The organism is Lentzea jiangxiensis, assembly GCF_900104175.1.
Lineage (GTDB): Bacteria > Actinomycetota > Actinomycetes > Mycobacteriales > Pseudonocardiaceae > Lentzea > Lentzea jiangxiensis.
On record NZ_FNIX01000024.1, the window covers coordinates 32,194 to 51,769 of the forward strand.

Annotated in this window: 17 protein-coding genes; 8 read left to right on the forward strand and 9 right to left on the reverse strand. The window is 69.7% G+C overall.

The window, feature by feature from the left end:
• Positions 1–42: 42 nt before the first annotated feature.
• A complete protein-coding gene (locus tag BLQ91_RS35435) occupies positions 43–1,059 on the forward strand; it encodes an MFS transporter (RefSeq protein WP_245734132.1) in 1,017 nt (338 codons plus the stop codon).
• Here the strand turns inward: BLQ91_RS35435 and BLQ91_RS43150 are convergent.
• The 3 genes from BLQ91_RS43150 to BLQ91_RS35445 are packed head-to-tail and all read right to left on the reverse strand — an operon-like array spanning position 1,053 to position 2,133.
• Positions 1,053–1,265 carry a hypothetical protein gene (locus BLQ91_RS43150; protein ID WP_245734133.1) on the reverse strand — a complete coding sequence of 71 codons (213 nt, stop codon included), beginning with the start codon at positions 1,263–1,265 and terminating at the stop codon, positions 1,053–1,055. The two genes, BLQ91_RS35435 and BLQ91_RS43150, sit on opposite strands and share 7 nt — an antisense overlap.
• Positions 1,223–1,411, reverse strand: coding sequence for a hypothetical protein (locus tag BLQ91_RS43155; protein WP_245734135.1), 189 nt, complete (start codon positions 1,409–1,411; stop codon positions 1,223–1,225). The genes BLQ91_RS43150 and BLQ91_RS43155 overlap by 43 nt, the downstream gene beginning before the upstream one ends.
• Positions 1,412–1,437: 26 nt before the next feature.
• Positions 1,438–2,133 (reverse strand): LLM class flavin-dependent oxidoreductase, encoded by a 696-nt coding sequence (locus BLQ91_RS35445; protein WP_245734136.1) that lies wholly within the window; start codon positions 2,131–2,133, stop codon positions 1,438–1,440.
• A 135-nt stretch (positions 2,134–2,268) separates the two neighbouring features.
• On the opposite strand from BLQ91_RS35445, the gene BLQ91_RS35450 reads away from it, so the two are divergent.
• The 3 genes from BLQ91_RS35450 (at position 2,269) to BLQ91_RS35460 (ending at position 5,442) form a co-directional block, all read left to right on the forward strand.
• Positions 2,269–3,123: a bile acid:sodium symporter family protein gene (locus tag BLQ91_RS35450; protein ID WP_245734138.1), complete on the forward strand. Its 855-nt coding sequence runs from the start codon at positions 2,269–2,271 to the stop codon at positions 3,121–3,123.
• Between the two features lie 33 nt (positions 3,124–3,156).
• Positions 3,157–4,563 carry a carboxylesterase/lipase family protein gene (locus tag BLQ91_RS35455; protein ID WP_090104253.1) on the forward strand — a complete coding sequence of 469 codons (1,407 nt, stop codon included), beginning with the start codon at positions 3,157–3,159 and terminating at the stop codon, positions 4,561–4,563.
• A gap of 123 nt (positions 4,564–4,686) precedes the next feature.
• Positions 4,687–5,442: a lipopolysaccharide kinase InaA family protein gene (locus BLQ91_RS35460; RefSeq protein ID WP_176960128.1), complete on the forward strand. Its 756-nt coding sequence runs from the start codon at positions 4,687–4,689 to the stop codon at positions 5,440–5,442.
• Here BLQ91_RS35460 and BLQ91_RS35465 read toward each other — a convergent pair.
• Positions 5,359–6,147 carry an ABC transporter permease gene (locus BLQ91_RS35465; protein ID WP_090104256.1) on the reverse strand — a complete coding sequence of 263 codons (789 nt, stop codon included), beginning with the start codon at positions 6,145–6,147 and terminating at the stop codon, positions 5,359–5,361. The two genes, BLQ91_RS35460 and BLQ91_RS35465, sit on opposite strands and share 84 nt — an antisense overlap.
• The gene (locus BLQ91_RS35470; RefSeq protein ID WP_090104258.1) at positions 6,144–7,082 is read right to left on the reverse strand and encodes an ATP-binding cassette domain-containing protein; all 939 of its coding nucleotides are present in this window, start codon (positions 7,080–7,082) and stop codon (positions 6,144–6,146) included. The genes BLQ91_RS35465 and BLQ91_RS35470 overlap by 4 nt, the downstream gene beginning before the upstream one ends.
• Positions 7,083–7,180: 98 nt before the next feature.
• Between BLQ91_RS35470 and BLQ91_RS35475 the strand changes: the two genes are divergently transcribed.
• The gene (locus BLQ91_RS35475) at positions 7,181–7,930 is read left to right on the forward strand and encodes a TetR/AcrR family transcriptional regulator (RefSeq protein ID WP_176960129.1); all 750 of its coding nucleotides are present in this window, start codon (positions 7,181–7,183) and stop codon (positions 7,928–7,930) included.
• A gap of 206 nt (positions 7,931–8,136) precedes the next feature.
• Positions 8,137–8,892: an anti-sigma factor family protein gene (locus BLQ91_RS35480; RefSeq protein WP_090104262.1), complete on the forward strand. Its 756-nt coding sequence runs from the start codon at positions 8,137–8,139 to the stop codon at positions 8,890–8,892.
• A 67-nt stretch (positions 8,893–8,959) separates the two neighbouring features.
• On the opposite strand, the gene BLQ91_RS35485 is transcribed toward BLQ91_RS35480, so the two are convergent.
• The 4 genes from BLQ91_RS35485 to BLQ91_RS35500 are packed head-to-tail and all read right to left on the reverse strand — an operon-like array spanning position 8,960 to position 14,431.
• The gene (locus tag BLQ91_RS35485) at positions 8,960–10,339 is read right to left on the reverse strand and encodes a nickel/cobalt transporter (RefSeq protein WP_245734140.1); all 1,380 of its coding nucleotides are present in this window, start codon (positions 10,337–10,339) and stop codon (positions 8,960–8,962) included.
• Positions 10,336–11,628: a tetratricopeptide repeat protein gene (locus BLQ91_RS35490; protein WP_090104264.1), complete on the reverse strand. Its 1,293-nt coding sequence runs from the start codon at positions 11,626–11,628 to the stop codon at positions 10,336–10,338. Before BLQ91_RS35490 ends, BLQ91_RS35485 begins: the two co-directional genes overlap by 4 nt.
• Positions 11,625–13,223, reverse strand: a complete 1,599-nt coding sequence (locus BLQ91_RS35495; RefSeq protein ID WP_090104267.1) for a DUF4331 domain-containing protein — start codon at positions 13,221–13,223, stop codon at positions 11,625–11,627. The genes BLQ91_RS35490 and BLQ91_RS35495 overlap by 4 nt, the downstream gene beginning before the upstream one ends.
• Positions 13,224–13,246: 23 nt before the next feature.
• Complete coding sequence (locus BLQ91_RS35500) at positions 13,247–14,431, reverse strand: pyridoxal phosphate-dependent aminotransferase (RefSeq protein ID WP_218130531.1); 1,185 nt, start codon at positions 14,429–14,431, stop codon at positions 13,247–13,249.
• A 573-nt stretch (positions 14,432–15,004) separates the two neighbouring features.
• On the opposite strand from BLQ91_RS35500, the gene BLQ91_RS35505 reads away from it, so the two are divergent.
• The gene (locus tag BLQ91_RS35505) at positions 15,005–17,056 is read left to right on the forward strand and encodes a DNA gyrase/topoisomerase IV subunit B (protein WP_090104270.1); all 2,052 of its coding nucleotides are present in this window, start codon (positions 15,005–15,007) and stop codon (positions 17,054–17,056) included.
• Between the two features lie 34 nt (positions 17,057–17,090).
• Positions 17,091–19,571, forward strand: a complete 2,481-nt coding sequence (locus tag BLQ91_RS35510; protein WP_090104272.1) for a DNA gyrase/topoisomerase IV subunit A — start codon at positions 17,091–17,093, stop codon at positions 19,569–19,571.
• The last annotated feature ends 5 nt before the right edge of the window (positions 19,572–19,576 follow it).

A 19,576-nucleotide genomic window follows, 5' to 3' on the forward strand; every position in this document is an offset into this window, starting at 1 on the left:
GCGTGGTGCTCGCACCTCATCCCGATCTACGCGCTGTACGCGTTGCTCTTCGCCGACAGCGGGCTGTCGGACGCCCAGATCTCGGTGCTGCTGGCCGTCTGGTCGCTCACCGCGGTGGTCTTCGAGGTGCCCTCCGGTGCCGTCGCGGACCGGTTCTCGCGGCGCGGCTCCCTCGTGGTTTCCGGTGTGCTGCAGGCGCTCGGGTACGCGGCCTGGGTGGTGTTCCCGTCGTTCTGGGGCTTTGCCGCCGGTTTCGTGCTGTGGGGGCTGGGCGGCACGCTGCAGTCGGGCGCGTTCGAGGCCCTGCTGTACGACGGGCTGGCGGCCAACGGTGACGAGGAGCGGTACGGGCGGCTGAAGGCCCGTGTCGACACCATCGAGCTGATCGCCCAGGTGCCGGTCGCCGTCGTGGCCACCGCGCTGTTCTCCCTCGGCGGCTACCGGCTGGCCGGCTGGATCTCGGTCGCGATGTGCCTCGCCTCGTCGGTGATCGCGCTGCGGTTCCCCGAACCGGAACGCGGCTCGGAGGACGACGACGAGCCCGGTTACCTCGCGACCCTGATGACCGGGCTCCGCGCGTCCGTGCCGATCAAACGCGCTGTCGTCGCAGTGGCCCTGGTGTACGCCATCGACGCGTTCGAGGAGTACTTCACGCTGCTGGCCCAGGACTGGCACGTGCCCACGGTGTGGGTGCCGATGGCGACCATCGGCGTGCCGTTGACGGGCGCCGCCGGTGCCCACCTGGCGGGGCGGCTGCCGTTGCGCGGCTGGGTGCTGTTCGCCTCGGGCGTGCTGCTGGTCGTGGCGGCGTGGCTGGCCGTGCCGTTCGCGATCATCCTGTTGGGACTGTTCTACGGGCTGTACCGGTTCGTGCTGGTGCACGTGGAAACCGAGCTGCAGCACCGCATCGAGTCCGACGCCCGTGCGACCGTGACGTCCGTGGCCGCGATCGGGTCTGAGTTCGTGGCGTTCGCGGTCTACGGCATGTGGGTGCTCGGGGCTGCCTTCGCCGTCGGGGTGCTGGTCCTCGTCATCGCTGTGGTGGTGCGGCGTCAGTGAGGAAGTGCGCACCGGGGACGGCGTTTCTCGGAGCTCTCGCGGTACTCCTCGATCGCGAGAGCGACGTCGAACGCCGTCCGCGTGTTCTCCAGCAACGGCAGGTAGTGCACGCCGCGGGCCAACGCGTCGAGGTCGACGCTGAGGTACACGCCCATCAACGGGTTCACGAACAGCTCGCTGCCCTCGGTGCGGGTCGTGAACTGCACGTCGCCGAACTCGCCGCCGCGCAGAAGGATGTCCGGACGCCCGTGCGCGGGAACGCGTAGACGATGGCGTTGAGGAACCGCGCGAGCTCGCGTTCGGGGAAGTACGCGTCCTCGCCCGAGGTCTCCGGCTCGACGGCGGCGAACACGTCGAACCCGCCTCCCGCTTCGGCGATCAGGACGGTACGTTCCGCGCGGAGCCGTGCGAAAAGCGGCGGTGTGGCAAGGCTGAACACACGTCCGACCCCAGCTCTTCCACGTCCGCGGGGCTGCTGACCTCGACCAGCAGGCGGTCCGGGGCGTGGGCGAGGCCGTCGTCGAGGTGCTGCGCCAGCACGCCGATCCTCGGATGGGCTGCCTGGTCGCGGTACCGGGTGACGTGCTCGGTCCGGCTGGCGAACACGAACAGGCCGTCGTCGTTCTCCGCAGCCAGGTCGGCGATCTCGGGCGAACGTGTGCAGGCGTGCCAGACGTACGTGCCGCGCCACAGGGCTTTGAACGCCGCGTAGTGCTCGATCGTCAGCGGCAGGCTGTACTCGATCTCCTTGCCGAACCAGCCGAACACCTTCGCGGTGTTGCCGCGCCCCAGCACCAGGTCCGTGCGGCCCGGGGCGAGGAGGGCGAGCGTGGCGTACTCGGCGGCGAGACGTGCTGGGTCGTTCGTCGTGATCAGCGTGGTCGCCGTGGACAGTCGCAAGGTCGTCTTCGCCGCGATGTGGGCGAGGAGCGTCGTGGGGGAGGAGGAGGTGTAGGGCGGGTTGTGGTGCTCGCCCACCGCGAAGACGTCGAAGCCCGCCTCGTCGGCCGCGACCCCCAGGGCGACGATCTCCGACGGCGGGAGGTCACCCGCGGTGAACACGCCGATCTGCACGGCGTTCAGTGTCCTCCACGAACACCGTGGAGGCGGCTCGCTGCCGCCACCTGGCCTATTCCATCGGCGCGGGCGTAACGCCAGGATCGTCCGAACAGATCGAACTGCACAAGCCGGACATCAGCGGAGGCCGTCGTGCCAGTCGTACAGATCTTCCTGCCACTGGCGCTGGGCCTGGTCATGTTCGGCCTCGGCCTCACGCTCACCACCGAGGACTTCGCGAGGGTCGCGAAGTACCCCAAGGCCGCCGTCATCGCGCTCGTCTGCCAGGTGGTCGTGCTGCCCGCGATCTGCCTCGGGCTGGTGCTCGCGTTCGGGCTCAAGGGCGTGCTCGCGGTCGGCATGATGCTGCTCGTCGCGTCGCCGGGCGGCACGTCGGCGAACCTCTTCAGCCACCTCGCGGGCGGCGACGTCGCGCTCAACATCACGCTGACGGCGATCAACTCGGTGCTGGCGGTGTTCACGCTGCCGCTGGTGGTCGGGCTGAGCATGGCGCACTTCATGGCGGACGACGCCGAGGTCGGGTTGCAACCGGCGAAGTTCGTGCAGGTCTTCGCGATCGTGCTGGTGCCGGTGGCGATCGGCATGCTGGTGCGCCGCAGGTTCGAGGCCTGGGCGCTGAGGATGAACGACCCGGTGCGCATCGCGTCCGTCGTGGTGCTGGTACTCGTCATCATCGCGGCGATCGCGCAGGCGTACCGGCAGCTGGTCGACAACATCGCGACGCTCGGACCGGTGGCGTTGCTGCTGAGCGTCTTCAGCTTGCTGATCGGGTACTACGTACCCAAGGCGTTCCGCGTCGACCGCAAGCAGGCCATCGCGAGCGCCATGGAGATCGGCGTCCACAACGCCACGATCGCGATCACGCTGGCGCTCACGGTGCTCGACGACGAGACGATGGCGATTCCGCCCGCGGTCTACGGCGTGCTCATGTACCTGCCCGCGGCGGTGGCGGCGCGGTTGTTGTCCCGAACCAGGGCGACCGTCTAAAGCGGTTGCGGCCGTGGCTACGTTGGGCGTGACATGCGTTCAACCACAACCACATTGCTGACGGCCGCACTCCTGGCCGCGACCGCTGTTCCCGCCCACGCCGCGGGAACCGTCCGCACCGACACCGGATTCGTGTCGGGAACAACCACCTACGCCCAGCGCTCGTTCCAGGGCATCCCGTTCGCCGCGCCGCCCGTCGGCGAGAACCGCTGGCGCGATCCGCAGCCGCCACGGGCCTGGCAGGGCGTTCTGAAGGCCGAGAAACCCGGTCCGCGCTGCGACCAGGCCGAGGACTGCCTGTACCTCAACGTCACCACGCCGCGGAAAGCCGTGAACCGGCCGGTGCTGGTCTGGATCCACGGCGGCGGCTTCACCAGCGGGGCCGGGGCCGACTACGGCGTGGACCGGCTGGTGGACGGCGGCTCCGTCGTCGTCACGATCAACTACCGCCTCGGCGCCTCCGGGTACTTCGGCTTCCCCGGGCTCGAGGGGTCCGGCGCGTTCGGCCTGCGCGACCAGCAGGCCGCGCTCGAGTGGGTCCAGCGCAACGTCCGGCGCTTCGGCGGCGACCCGCGCAACGTCACGCTGTTCGGGGCGTCGGCGGGCGGGCTGTCGACCTGCGCGCAGCTGACCTCGCCCAGGACGCGCGGGCTGTTCCACCGGGCGATCATCCAAAGCGGACCGTGCCAGTTCGGCACCCCGGCGGGGGAGGGACGGGTCCAGCACCCGTGGGCCGACCGCGAGGACGTCGAACGGGCAGGAGCCCTGGCGTCGGGTTGCCCGGACGTGACCTGCCTGCGCGGCCTCACGTTCGAGCAGGTGCAGGCGTTGACGCCGCAGTTCTCGTCACCCGCCTACGGAACGGAGGCGCTGCCGGAGAACCCGGTCACGGCGCTGCGGGAGGGCCGCTTCCACCGCGTCCCGGTGCTGGCCGGCACCGCTCGCGACGAGTTCTCGGTGTTCGCCGCGATGTTCTACGCGCCGCTGGACGCCGCCGGCTACGAGCAGGCGCTGACCGACGGGTTCGGTGCCGCCGGGGCGAAGCGGGTCCTCGCCGCCTACCCGCCCCGCGGTGGTGACGAACGGGTGGCGCTCTCCGCGGCGCTCTCGGACATGACCTCGGCCTGCCCGACCGCCGAGCTGCGCGCGCAGACGCAGGCGTTCGGCTACGAGTTCGCCGAACCGGACCCGCCGATGATCTTCCCGGGCATGCCGGAGTTCCCCTACGGCGCCTACCACGGCTCGGAGCTGCCGTTCCTGTTCGGGTACGGCGGCGTCGAGCTCACCGCCGGGCAGCGGGAGCTGGCGGACGAGATGGTGGGTGCGTGGACGAGGTTCGCGCGCACCGGGCGTCCCGGCTGGGCACGCCAGGACGTCCGGATCTTCGCGACCGGACAGGTCGCACCGGCCGACCACCGGTGCGAGCTCTGGGCCGGCTGAGCGACCCGAGCGGCGCGCGCCCGTGCGACCTGCCGGCGCGCGCCGTTCACCGACACCTGGTATCCAGGACGCCGTCGAGGGTGACGGCTCCGGTGGGGGCACCGCTGCTGCTGGAGGTGGGTGTTGTTCCGCTTGCTGGAGACCGCCGTCCGCGTCGAACCCCTGCAAGGGGAGGGGCTCACCAACGTCCTGCACCTCGTGACGCTGGCCGACGGCCGCAAAGCCGTGCTGCGGCAACCGAAGGTCGCCCGCGACCTGCCGAAGTTCGTCGTGCCCGGCGCACCGGCGGTCCTCGCGCACAACGGTCGCGGCGACGTGCTGGTCGAGTACGTCGAGGGGCGGACGCTCGCGGACGCGTTGCCGGTGTCCGCCGAGGTCTGGCGCGGCATCGGCCTGGCGTTCCGCAGGATCCACCGCGTCGGCCTGCTGCACAACGACGTGAACCTGCACAACATCATCGTGGGCGACGGGAAGGCCACCCTGATCGACTGGGACAACCCGGGGCAGGGCAACCCGCTCGACGAGCTCGCGGCGTTCGAGGAACACCTGTACCTGCACGGAACCGAACTGCCACAAGCGTTCTGGACCGGGTACGGCCACCGGCCCGACCTGCAGTTGTTGCGGGCGCACCGGATCGCGGGCTGCGTCGGCTGGCTCGCGAGCGACGACTGGCGGCGGTGGGAGCACGACAGGGCTCTCCGGCCCGAGCAGCTGGCCAGGGTCCGGGACTGGCGGCGGCTCCTCGCGAGGTGGCTCGCCGGCCAGTTCCGGACGGCCTGGCTGGAAAGCGGCCGGCTAGCGGCTGAGGTTGCGGTACTTCAGCACCGACAGCGGCCAGAAGATCGCCACGAACACCGCCGGCCACAGCACGGCCAGTAACAGCGAGTGCTGCGCGGCCCACGAGTCGCCGCCCACACCGGGGTTGCCGAAGAGCTCCCGCGCCGCCGCGACCGTGGACGACAGCGGGTTCCACTCCGCGACCACCCGCAACCAGCCCGGCATCAGCTCCGGCGAGACGAACGTGTTCGCGAACATCGTCAGCGGGAACAGGAACATCCACGACGCCTGGGCCGCCTCCGGCTTCACCAGCAGGCCGAGGTAGATGCCGATCCACACCAGTGCGAACCGCAGCCACAGCAGCAGTGCGAACGCCAGCAGCGCGTTGAGCAGCCCGTCGTGGAACGACCAGCCGATCACCAGACCGCACAGGGCGAGCACGAGCAGCTCCAGCGACGAGTTCACGAGGTCCGCGATGCTGCGCCCGGCCACCACGCCGGTCTGCGACATCGATGACGCGCGGAACCGGTCCGTGACACCGCGGTCGGCGTCCATCGACACCATCATCAGCGTGGTGCCGACACCGAACGCGATGGTCTGCCCGAACATGCCCGGTAGCAGGAACTCGATGTAGTCGCCGCCGCCGAAGACGTTCATCGCGCTGCCGAACACCAGGCCGAAGATCAGCACCGAGATGACCGGGTAGGCGAGGTTCGCGAACACCCTGACCGGCTCGCGCACCCAGTGGATCAGATCCCTCTTGGCGACGACCCACGAGTCGACCGCCGCGAACTTGACCGCGTTCACGCCCGTGCCTCCGCCCTGTGCCCGGTGATCGCCAGGAAGACCTCGTCGAGGGTGGGCCGCCGCAGCGCGATGTCCTCGGCTTCCACGCCCTTGGCCGCCAGGGCCGACGCCACCCGCGTCAGCGCCGCGACCCGGTCGGTCACCGCCGCGCTCACCCGGAACGCGTCGGGGTCCACCTCGGCGTCCGGCCCGAGCACGTCCGCCACCAGCGGCAGCTCGACGGCGTCGCGGACCACGACCTCGATCCGGTCGCCGCCGAGCTTGGACTTCAGCTCGTCCGGCGTGCCCTGCGCGGCCACGCGGCCGGTGTCGAGCACCACGACCTGGTCGGCGAGCTGGTCGGCCTCGTCGAGGTACTGGGTGGTGAGCAGGACCGTCGTCCCCTCCGCGACGACCCGCTTCACCTCACGCCACACCTCGCCGCGGTTGCGCGGGTCGAGGCCGGTCGTCGGCTCGTCGAGGAACAGCACCGACGGCCGCATGATGAAGCTGGACGCCAGGTCCAGGCGTCGCCGCATGCCGCCCGAGTAGTGCTTGGCGCGCTTGTCCGCCGCGCCGGTGAGCCCGAACTGCTCCAGCAGCTCGTCCGCCCGGGCTTCGGCCTGGCGCCGGGTGAGGTGGTAGAGCCGTCCCCACATGACCAGGTTCTCCCTGCCGGTCAGCACGTCGTCGACCGTCGACTGCTGGCCGTTCAGCGCCACCTGGCGGCGCACGGCGGGCGCCTCCCGTGCCACGTCGTGCCCGGCGACCTCCGCACGGCCGCCGTCCAGGCGCAGCAGCGTCGCGAGGATGCGCACCGCCGTCGTCTTCCCGGCGCCGTTCGGGCCGAGCAGCCCGCACACCGTGCCGGCGGGCACCGCCAGGTCGAACCCGTCGAGCGCCCACCTCTTGTCGAACCTCTTGCGCAGGCCTTCCGCGACCACCGCGTGTCCCACGACTTCACCCCCGTGACTTGACTGCTTACGTTGTACGCTAGGTGTACGTTGTACACGGTTTTAGGATTCACAGGCAAGGCGGTGGCGGAGGAGGCTGGGTGAAGAGCGATCGTGACCGGAGCGTGCGGCTGCTGTGGGAGCCGCCGGCGGAGGCGACGAGAGGGCCGAAGGCGGCGCTGAGCCAGGCGCGGGTGGTCGAGGCGGCCATCAAGGTGGCCGACGCCGAGGGCGTCGACGCGCTCACGATGCGGCGGGTCGCCGAGACGCTCGGCAACACGGCGATGTCGCTCTACCGGCACGTGCCCGGCAAGTCGGAGCTGCTCGACCTGATGGTCGACGCGGTCTGGAGCGAGACCGCGCACACGCCGAAGGGCCCGTGGCGGGAAGGTCTCGAGTTCTTCGCCCGCCAGATGTGGGCGATGTACCGCGCACACCCGTGGATGCTGCAGCTGACGACCTCGCGCCGCATGCCGGGTCCGCACGCCATGACCCGCCAGGACGCGGCCTACGCCGTGGTGTCGGAGCTGGGCCTCGCGTCCGAGGAGATCGTGGCCGTCGTGACGGCCGTGGCGCACTTCGTCGACGGCGTCGGCCGCACGATGGCCGACCGCGTCCAGGCCGAACGCGAGACCGGCGTGTCCGAGGAGGACTGGTGGAACGGCAGGGAGACGCTCTGGGAGCACTTCACGCCCGACCGCCTGCCGATGATGACGCACATCTGGAACACCGGCGGCTTCGAACAGCCGCTCGACGAGTTCGAGTTCGGTCTCGCGCGCGTCCTCGACGGTCTCGCGGTGTTCATCGAGTCGCCGGAGCGACCGGCAGTTCGTCCATCTACGTGCCTGTAGTCATTCGAGCCGCCTTGAGTCGTCCGATCGAGTGAAAAGCGCAGCTCAGGCCTGACCGGAACCGTAGTTGCGCGGTCACGTAATGCCATTGTTATGCGATATCGGAATGAACTCGTTCGCAAGCTGAACCGACCACTCCTATCTGCCCGTTTTCCTTGTGACACCGTTTCGCCGCGGGGGTCGAATCGGGACGACGAGGAGGTCGTATGACAGCTGGCGCGCACGACGCGGTCACCCTTGGCTGCTACGCGCTCGGCGTTCTGGACGTGCACGAGAGTTCCGGCGTGGAACAGCACCTGAGGGGTTGTCCGCCCTGCCGTGCGCAGGTCGCCGACTTCCACCGGATCCGCACAGCGCTCGACGACGTGCCTCGCGAGGCGTTCCTGCACGAGCTCGAGGACGACCTGCCCATGCCTTCGGACCTGGTGCTGCAACGCACGTTGCGGCAGATCAGGCAGGAGTCGGCCATTCCCTCGCCGAGGGTGGCCGACCCGCGCCCGAGAGCCAGTCCGGTGCCGGTGGAGGAACTCCCCGAACCGCAGCACGCCAAGGCCCGGCGCTGGCCGGGGTACCTCGCCGCCGCGGCAGTCGCCGCGGTGGTCGCGTTCGGGGGTGCCGCCGTGTTCGTGCAGAACCAGGCGCCGGGCACCGGCACCGCCTCCACCCGCGCGGGCGAGGGGACGACGGGCGGGATCAGGCTGGTGGCGGAGATCGCGCCGTCATCGCAGGACCGGTACCTGGTGACGGCGGACGTGGACGGCTTGCCGGCCGCCCAGAAGTGCAAGCTCGTCGTCATCGGCACGGACGGCACGAAGACCGAGGCGTTCGCGTGGACCACGACCGAGAAGCAGCGGGTCGAGGGTTCCACCGTGCGGGGCATGGTCAGCGTCTCGCCCGACAAGGTGAAGTCGATCTCGATCGAGAACACCGAGGGCAAGGCGTTCGTGGTGGCGAACCTGTAAGGGCGGAAACAGTCGAAGGGCCCGGATTCAGACCGAATCCGGGCCCTTCGGCTTAACCGCCGTGCAATTAAAGCGCCTGCAAAGCGAGCCAGCCACCGACCACGATCACCATCGCGGCTGTGCCGACAGGTGCGCAATGGGACAGAGCGCGGGTGGCACGGCCGTCCAGGATTTTCTCGACGCGTTCCCGCGCTTTCACGAGCAGCAGGCCGACCGCGGTCAGCGTGGCCGCCATGCCGACCCCGTAACCGACGACGAGCAGCACGCCGAACCACGTCCGGCCGAGTGCCATCGCCCCCAGCAGGACGACGAGCGCGGACGGGGAGGGGACCAGGCCGTTGGCCGCGCCCATGCCGATCAGACTCGCGCGGCTGTACCCGTGGCCGTGCCCGTGCCCATGCCCGTGTCCGTGCCCGTGTCCCGTCAGGGCGCCGACGAGCGCGGGTTCGCGGGTCGTGGACAGTGCCGAGCGCAGCAGCACCACGCCGATCAACGCGATCAGCACGCCGCTGACGAGCCCGAGCCAGCGCAGGACCTGCTCGCCGGCCAGCGCGCTGGACGCGCTGATGACGAGGCCGAGGACCAGCACGCCGCCGGTGTGCGTCGCCGTGACCGACGCGCCGACGACGAAAGCGTCCTTCGGCGTGCCCTGGCGCCCGGCGAGGTAGGCGGCGATGAGCGTCTTGCCGTGACCGGGCAACGCGGCGTGCGAGGCGCCCAGGACGAGGGAGAGCAGCACGGCCAGGAACCCGAGCCACGGGGTGAGGTCGTCGCTGCCCAGGATGTCGTGGAGGCGGGCCGCCGTGACGCTGAACGACCCCACGGGGGAACCGGTGGCCCTCTTCGGCTCGGACCCGGTGCCGGGTTCGGCGGTGAACGCGACCGAACGCACGTCCACCGGGTCGCTGAGCAGGTCTTCCGGGTAGGTGCGCAGCTCGTCGCTGATGCTCTCGGTGGGCACCTCCGAGCCCGCGAGCCGGATGCCGGTGCCCGCGGCGGTGATCTCGCGCCAGCCGACCCGGTCGGCGTTCGCCTCGTCGCGGAACTCGAACCTGGCCGGGCGGGCGAGGTCGACCCGGGCGGTGAACTCGCACACCAGCCGCGTCGTGGGCAGGTCGGCCTGACCTGCCGGGTGGTCCTTGGAGGAGCTCGACAGCGTCCAGCTGATCCGCCGTCCGTCCACGGTGGACACATCGGTCCCGGAGACCTCCTCGCACCACTGCCGCGCGTCGCGGGCCTTCAGGTTCTCCTGCAGCGTCGGGATCTCCGCGACGTCGACCACGGACCGGAGGTCGACGCGGTCCGGGTGCAGGTGCAGGCCGTGGTAGTGGTTGACGCTGAAGTTGCCGAGCGGGTGGGCCGACGCCTCGCCGGTGATGAAGAAGATCCCGGCGAGCAGCAGGGCGACCACCAGGACCGGTCGCACCACCCAGCTCGACAGGCTCACCTGCCGCCCCGGAGCTCCGCGAGCTTGCGACCCGCCTTCAGAGCCTGCAACGGGGAGAAGTTCGGATTCAGCGTCAGCGCCCGCACCAGTGCCTCCTGGGCCTCGGCCACCCGGCCCAGCGCGGCGAGGATCATGCCGCGGTGGTAGGAGAACGTGGCGTTCTGCCAGCCCAGGGCGACGGCGCGGTCGGAGTAGCCCAACGCCTCCGCGTCCCGGCCGTTCACGTGCAACGCCCAAGCCATCGCGTCGGCCACGAAGACGCTCTGCCGGCGGCCCCACTCGGCTTCCGCACGGCGCAACGCCTGCACGCCGTCACCGCGGTCCGCGGCGACGAGAGCAGCGGCCAGGTCGTCGGAAGCACCCTGCGACTCCATCAGTCGTTGCTGCTCGGTCAGCACGCCGTACTGCCTGGCGGCCTCGTCGGTCTTCCCGGCGGCCTCCAGCAGCTCCGCGTACTCCTGCAGGTACTGGGGCAGGGGAGCGCGGGCCACCAGCCCGCGGTAGTCCTCGAGCGCCGCCGGGACGTCACCCCGTGCCGCCGCCACCTTGGCCATGCCTTGGGTGAGAGTCATGTCGTCTCCTCTCGCCGCCAGTCCCTGCTCGTAGTGCTGCGCGGCTTCGTCGAGCCGGTTGTGGTCGAACGCGAGTTCGCCCAGCCGGTAACGGCAGAACGCGATCTCCTCGGGCGTCGAGGCGGCCTTCAGCGCGCGGTGCATCGTGGCGCGGGCGCCCTCGACGTCGCCGTGGAGCTCGAGGTGGAAGGAAGCACGGGCGAACGAAGCGGTGTTCGGCTTGAGGTCGAGCATCCTCTGCACCGCGTCCTGTGCGCCGGCGTCGTCGCCGAGCTGCGTCAACGCGTCCGCGAGCACGCCGTGCGCCTCCGCGGAGGACGGCAGCGCGGTGACGGCCCTGAGGGCCCAGTCGCGGGCCGCGGGGAAGTCGTGGCGGGCGTTGGCGAGCGTGCCCATGCCGATGGCGGCGGGACCCGTGTCACCCGCGTTCTTCAACGCGCCCTCGGCCTTCGCGTAGTACGAGGGGTCGGCCGTGACGCGCGCCAGCTCCACGTAGGACGAACCCAGCCGCGCCCAGGAAGCCTGGTCCTGCGGCAGTGCGTGCAGCCGCTGCTGCAGCTGGTGCACCACCCGGTGCATCTGGTTCTGCCGCGCCACGGCCGGAACGGGAGGCTCGCCCCCGGCCCTGCTGTCGGCAGGACCGGAGGCGGCGAGGTGGGCAAGCGCCGCGGTGACCAGGAGACCCACCGCGACGGCCTGCCGCTGCTGGTACCTCACTTCGAGTGCGACCCGTACTTGCGGATCGACTGCTGGCGCTTGCGCCAGAGGAAGAAACCGGCGCCGAACACGGCCGCCGAACCCACCGCGGTGGTCATCGCCATCGGGTCGATGGTGCCGATCTTGCCGACCGGGTTGACCGCGACCTCGGCGGTGGTGCCCGAGGCGTTGACCGCGGTGCCGTTGCGGGGCAGGCCCACGTACGGGAAGGCCGCCTCGAACGGCTGGTCGTTCGCGTCGACCTTGTCCCCCGTGGCGAGCGCCTCGACGATCTTGCCCGACGCCGCGGCGCCCTCCATCGCCTGCACGGCGATGTCCACCACGTCGTCGGTCAGCCGCCGGCCGTTCGGGAAGCCCTGCGTGTCACCGGCCAGCAGGCCCAGGCGGTTCGGGTTCGCGTTCGGCTCGATCATCATGTTCAGCCGCAGCATCTCGCTGGGGCGGAAGCGGTTCTTGTCGACGTCGGCGTTGTCGACCTGCGAGTTCAGGTCGGCGTTGATCTGCCCGCCGAGCTTCTTCGTGATGCCCGTCAGGAAGATCTCCGCCAGGTCGTCGCGCTGGCCCTGCGGCGCCGGGATCTTGTAGATCTGCTCGACCAGCTTCGGCAGCTCCGGGTTCACGACCCGGTCGACGAGCTCCTTCACGCCGGCGTCCTGGTCGGGGCGCAGGCCGTTGAACGCGTCCTTGAGGCCCGCGGGCGCCACGACCTCGTTCACCAGCGGGTTTCCCAGCCGCGAGACCTGCACGAAGTCGCCGACCGCCTCGGCCTTGCCGGGCGAGAGCTTCATCGTGCGGCGCTGCGTGGTGCTCCAGACGCCGATGTTCGGGTTGCGGTGCATGTCGTTCTTCAGCGCCAGCGCGTTCCTGGGCAGCTGCACCGCGATCGTGTTGACGTTGTAGCCGCGCAGCGTGTCCTGGCCGACCTCGCTCAGGTTGCCGCCGTAGAGCAGGTCGAACACCCGCAGGTCGGCGAAGAACGCGTCCTCGGACGGGCCCACGTAGACCTTGCCGCCACCGGGGATCTGCACGACGGCCTGGTCGCGCAGCTTCTTGAAGTCCGGCATCGACGCGGGGCCGTTCGGCGACGGAGCGACCGGGGCGTTGGTGACCAGCTTGACCTTCTGGCCGCTCTCGTAGATCGCCTCGAGGTCGTAGCGCTGCCGGAACAGCAGGTTCTCGTCGTCGAGCGAGTCCACGACACCGTTGGTGTAGAGGAACGTGTTGTTCTTGCGCCGGTCGTCGTCGCGGAACTGCCAGCGCAGCGTGATGTCCGGCTTCGCGTCACCGTCGTTGTCGATGTTGAAGTCGTACTGCGCGTCCTCGGCCCACGGGAAGAAGTTCGGGCCGCCGTTGGGTTCCTGGAACCCGGACCAGTTGCCGACCAGCGTGACGGTGTCCTTGTGGTCAGGACTGACGAACGCGTACAGGTCCGTGTTGTCGACGGCCGGGTCACCCGCGATCAGCGGAGCCTCGCGGTGCGACGACGCCGTGGCGTTCGTGCCGCCGAACAGGGCCGCGTTGAGCAGTGTGGCGCCCACCAGCGCGGCCGCAGCCACCTGGCCGCGCCGACCGCTGAGGACGTGCGGTGATGACATCTCTGGTCTGCCTTTCAAGGGGTTCAGGCGCTGTGCATGAGGAGCGACGGTTCGCTCGAATGACTCGAATGACTCGAATGGCTTGCGTGGTCTGTCGTCCACCTCGATTGCGCGAAGTCGCGGATGCCCTCGACGAGCCGGTCGACGTCGTGCTCCGGCCGCACCACCAGGCGCGCGAACCGGCTGCTCATGCCGAGCTTGTTGCCGCACTCGCGGATGAAGACCTGGTGGCGGGACAGCAGGTGGTCGCGCAGCTCGCGGCCGTCCACCCCGCCGCCGAGCTTGACCAGCAGGAAGTTGGCCTGCGAGGAGTAGACGGTGAGGTCGGGGACGCGCGAGAGCTCCATCCCCATCCGGTACCTGTCGCGCGACAGCAGGCGCAGGCTCTCGGCGTACTCCGCCTCGTGCTCGGCCAGCATGAACACGACGGCCTCCGCCAGGGAGTTGAGGTTCCACTTCGGCAGGGTCCGGCGCATCTTCCCCGCCAGCCCCGGGTTCGCGACCAGGTAGCCGAACCGGACGCCGTGCAGGCCGAAGTTCTTGCCGAGGCTCTTCAGCACGACCACGTTGGGCCGGATGGACGCCTCGGCGGCGACCGACGGGTTGCGCTCGACCTCGACGAAGTCGACGAACGACTCGTCGATCACGACCAGGTCCAGGTCGGCGAGCTCGTCCAGGAACCGGACGATCTCCCGGCGCGGCAGGTAGCCGCCGTCGGGGTTGTTCGGGTTGCAGATCACGGCGACCCTGCTGCCGCGGGCCCTGATGAACTTGACGTACTCGTCGACGTCCAGCTCGAAGTTGTCGCTCTCCTGCAGCAGGAACATGTCGACGCGCTTGTTGCTCTCCATCGGCTGGTCGGTCCAGCGGCCGAACGTCGGGATCGGGACGGCGACGCTCTCGTGGATCCACAGGTGGTCCATCCACGTGATGAGCTCGGTGCTGCCGTTCGACATCGCGATCGTGGCCGGGTTGAGACCGAGGACGGTGCACAGCTGCTGCGCGATCTTCGACGAGTCGCTCGGGTAGAACTTCAAGACCGCCTCGAGGTTCTTCGAGAGCTCCTCGAACATCTGCGGCGTCGGGAAGTACGGGTTGCACGGGATGCAGAAGTCCACGAGCTCGCCCGCACCCGTCCGCGACAGCTCGAAGTAGGACGGGCTGTGCGCGGTCTGCTGGAAGAGGCCCGAGTCCACACCATGCCGCACGCGATCACTCCGTCCCTCGGTCCGTCTCCGACACCGGGGCATACGTGCCGCTGCCGATCCCGGTTCACGGCTCCGTTCCGGGAAGGTCTCGGAACGGTCTCGCGCGCAACCCGGCCCCGTCCGGGGTCTCGGGGGCGGGGAGCGGCCCTTCGCCCGGTTCCGCCGGCACCGGGACCGGCCCGCTTCCAGTCCGGTGTGGACAGACGACTCGCGGGGTCTCGCAGCGGTCGAACGGACCCGTCCGAACCTTCCCGGGGCGTCGCGGAGGAGGTGCCCGGCCACGCTCGGTCACCGGTCGTGACTCGGTGAGGCGCTCGCCTTGGACGTGACCTGCGCCGACCCGCCGCTGAACGGCCTCGGGCCGCCGCTCACCGATGTGAGGGCTCCCGTTGGGCGGTAAGGCTCTGAAATGCGGGTACTCCCCGGCTGCGCCGGACGCGAAGACCGTGGTCACGGCGTTGTGACGCAGCACCCGCCGCCCGTTCCACGGTCATCACGGGCGTCGTGCAAAAAATTGTCGGGGGGTCCGGATACCCTGCTGGCAGTCCGCACACGATCCAGGGAGCAGTACCCGTGACCGCAGAGACCCTGTACGGGGCCGACGACCTGACGCACCTCGAAGGACTCGAGGCCGTCCGCAAGCGGCCCGGCATGTACATCGGGTCGACCGACAGCCGGGGCATCAACCACCTCTTCAGCGAGATCGTCGACAACTCGACGGACGAGGGCGTGGCGGGCCACGCGTCGAAGATCGTGGTCACGCTGCACGCCGACGGCAGCGTCCAGGTCGACGACGACGGCCGCGGCATCCCCACCGACGTGCACGCCAAGTCCGGTCTGTCCGGTGTGGAACTGGTGCTGACCAAGCTGCACGCCGGCGGCAAGTTCGGCGGCTCCGGCTACAAGACCTCCGGCGGCCTGCACGGCGTCGGCGCCTCGGCCGTCAACGCCCTCTCGCACCGCTTCGACGTGACGGTCCGCCGCGGCGGCAAGGTCCACGAGATGTCGTTCGCCCACGGCGTTCCCGGCGTCTTCGACGGCCCCGGCCCCAAGGCGAAGTTCACCCGCCAGAACGGCCTGAACGTCGTCGGCAAGATGAAGCGCAGCGAGTCGACCGGCACCTCCATCCGCTACTGGTACGACGCCCGCTACTTCGAGAACGGCGCTTCGCTCGACGTGGACACCGTCCGCACGAAGCTCCGCAACACGGCGTTCCTCGTGCCCGGCGTGACCTACGTGCTGCGGTCGGCACTGGAGGACGCGATCTCCGAAGAGGTCTTCCACTACCCGAACGGCCTGACCGACATGGTCGAGTTCCTGGCCCCCTCCGGCGACCGCGCGGTCTCCGGCACCCTGGTGATCACCGGCACCGGCACCTACTTCGAGAACGCCGCCGACGAGAACGGCGTGATGCGGTCCAAAGTGGAGCGTCAGGCCGAGGTCGAGGTCGCCCTGCGCTGGGGCACCGGCTACGAGCGCACCGTCGAGTGCTTCACCAACACCATCCGCAACGTGCACGGCGGCACCCACCGCCGCGGCTTCGACCGAGCGGTGCTCAAGTCGGTCCAGGACGCCATCTCCAAGACCCGCGGCCTCCTCAAGCCCAAGGAGGAGATGCCCACGCTGGACGACGTGCTGGAGGGCATGACCGCCGTCGTCCACGTCCGCATCCCCGAGCCGCAGTTCACCTCGCAGACCAAGGACGAGCTCTCCACCGCCGGCATCACCAAGGTGCTGCAGGGCATCGTCGACGCCCAGGTCCGCGCGTGGACCGAGGACCGCAAGACCAAGGTCGAGGCCAAGACCGTGCTGCAGAAGGTCGTCGACGCCTCGCGCGTGCGGCTCACGCAGAAGCAGCAGAAGGACGCGGCTCGGCGCAAGACGGCGCTCGAGGGCGCGGCGATGCCCGCCAAGCTCGTCGACTGCCGGACCACAGGTGTTTCGCGTAGCGAACTTTTTCTCGTGGAAGGCGACAGCGCACTCGGCTCAGCGCGCATGGCGCGCGTCTCCGAGTACCAGGCGCTCCTCCCGTTGCGCGGCAAGATCCTCAACGTCCAGAAGGCCTCCCTGGCCGACACGTTGCGCAACGCCGAGATCGCCTCGATCGTCCAGGTCCTCGGCGCGGGCACCGGCCGCACGTTCGACCTCTCCCAGATGCGCTACGGCCGCGTGATCCTGATGGCCGACGCGGACGTCGACGGCAGCCACATCCGCACGCTGCTGATCACGCTGTTCGCCAAGTACATGCGCCCGGTCATCGAGGACGGCCGCCTGTACGCCGCCATGCCGCCGTTGCACAAGGTGATGACGCGCGGCCGCAACGCCGAAACGCACTTCACCTTCACCCAGCGGCAGATGGAGCAGACGGTCGCGCGGCTGCAGAAGGCGGGCAAGCAGGTCGTCACGCCGGTGCCGCGGTTCAAGGGCCTGGGCGAAATGGACGCGGACGAGCTGTGGGAGACCACGATGAACCCGGCCAGCCGCTCCGTCCGCCGCATCACCATGGACGACGCCGAAGCCGCCGAGGAAGCCCTCGAACTGCTGATGGGCGAGAAGGTCGAGCCGCGCCGCAACTGGCTCGTCGAGTCCGCCGCCAGGGTCGACCAGTCGGCCATCGACCTCTAAGCCTTCTTCAAGACACAGACGGAGTTACGAAGTCATGGCACGCCGCAAGGGACCCACGACCAAGGTCGACCCCGCCGCGTTCGACCGGGCCGGTGCGAAGGTTCTCGACAACTCGCTGAAGACCGAGATCGAGGACTCGTACCTCGAGTACGCGTACTCGGTCATCCACTCGCGGGCTCTGCCGGACGCGCGGGACGGGCTGAAGCCGGTGCACCGCCGCATCCTGTTCTCGATGCACGAGGCGGGATACCGCCCGACGCACGCGTACGTGAAGTCGTCCCGCGTCGTAGGCGACACAATGGGCAAGTTCCATCCTCACGGTGACACGGCGATCTACGACGCGTTGGTCCGCCTCGCCCAGGACTTCAGCCTCAACGAGCCGTTGATCGACGGACACGGCAATTTCGGTAGTCCAGACGACGGACCGGCTGCGAGCCGTTATACGGAGTGCCGCATGTCCCCGGTCGCCATGCAGCTGGTCGGCGAGCTGAACGAGGAGACGGTCGACTTCCGGCCCAATTACGACGGCTCGCTCGAAGAGCCGAGCGTTCTGCCGGCGGCGTTCCCGAACCTGCTGGTCAACGGCACGTCCGGCATCGCGGTCGGCATGGCCACGAACATGATCCCGCACAACCTGCGCGAGGTGGTCGGGGCGGCGCGGTGGCTGATCACGCACCCGAACGCCGACCTCGACAAGCTCATGGAGTTCGTGCCGGGGCCGGACCTGCCGACCGGCGGCATCCTGCTGGGCCTCGACGAGGTGCGGAAGGCGTACGAGACCGGTCGTGGTGTCGTTCGCATGCGCGCCAAGGTGGAGATCGGTCCGCTGGAGGGCTCGCGGGGCAGGCAGGCGATCACGGTCACCGAGCTGCCGTACGGCGTCGGGTCGGAGCGGATCGTCGAGAAGATCACCGACGAGGTGAACAAGTCCAAGCGGCTCACGGGCATCGCGGACGTCAAGGACCTGACCGACCGCGAGAACGGCATCCGGCTCGTCATCGAGTGCAAGGTGGGCGTGAACCCGCAGGCGCTGCTCGCGGACCTGTACCGGCTGACGCCGATGGAGCAGTCGTTCGGCATCAACAACCTGGTGCTGGTCGACGGACAGCCGCAGACGCTCGGCCTCAAGCAGCTGCTGGAGGTCTTCCTGGGGCACCGCTACGAGGTCGTCACGCGGCGCACGAAGTTCCGGCGCCGCAAGCGCGAGGAGCGGTTGCACCTGGTCGAGGGTCTGCTGAAGGCCCTGCTCGACATCGACAAGGTCATCAAGCTGATCCGGGGCAGCGAAAACGCCGCTGCCGCCAAGGACGGCCTGATGAAGCAGTTCAAGCTGTCGGAGATCCAGGCCTCCTACATCCTCGACACGCCGCTGCGCCGCCTCACCAGGTACGACAAGATCGAGCTCGAGAACGAGCAGGACAAGCTCACCCGGGAGATCGCCGAGCTGTCGGCGATCCTCGACGACGAGGGCGTGCTGAAGAAGCTCGTGTCGTCGGAGCTGGCGGCCGTGGCCAAGGAGCTGGGCGGCGAGCGGCGGACGAGCCTCATCGACGGTGACCTCAAGGAGGTGCTGGCGGCGTCGAAGCCCGCCGGGCCGCTGGAGGTCGCGGACGACCCGTGCCAGGTCATCCTCAGTGCCACCGGGCTGGTCGCGCGGACCGCGGCGGAGTCGGAGGAGGCGTCGGAGGGCAAGCGGCGGGCGGGCCGGGTGAAGCACGACGCGGTGCTCGCGGTCGTGCACTCGACGGCTCGCGGGCAGGTCGTGCTGATCACGAACAAGGGTCGCGCGTTCAAGACCGACGTGCTGCCGTTGCCGGTGCTGCCCGAGCAGAGCGGGACGGTGAGCCTTCGCGGCGGTATGGCGGCGAGCGAGCTCGTGCCGCTGGAGAAGGGGGAGAAGGTCGTCGGCATCGCGCCGCTCGACCCGAAGGACTCGCCCGGTCTCGCGCTCGGCACCCGGCAGGGCACCGTGAAGGTGTGCGTGCCGGAGTGGCCGGTGCGGTCGGACGAGTTCGAGGTCATCACGCTCAAGGACGGCGACGAGGTCGTCGGCTGCACGTGGCTCGCGGACGGCAGCGAGACGCTTGCGTTCGTCAGTTCTGATTCGTCGTTGCTGCGTTATGACGCGAAGCTGGTGCGGCCGCAGGGGCTCAAGGGTGGCGGTATGGCCGGCATCAACCTCAGCGGGGACGCGCACGTGGTGTTCTTCGGAGCGATTCGCACGGACGACGGGGAGCACGGCGAGCCGATGGTCGTCACGTCGTCGGGACTGAGCGTCAAGGTCACGCCGTTCAGCGAGTACCCGGCCAAGGGGCGCGCGACGGGGGGTGTGCGGTCGCAGCGGTTCCTCAAGGGCGAGACGCACCTGGTGCTGGCGTGGATCGGCAGCAGGCCGGCGGGTGCGGACGAGAAGGGGGCGCCTGTCGAGCTGCCGGACGTCGACCCGCGGCGTGACGGCTCGGGTCACGCGCATCCCGGCCCGGCCGTGGTGGGGCACCGGGTCGAGAGGGACTAGCCGGA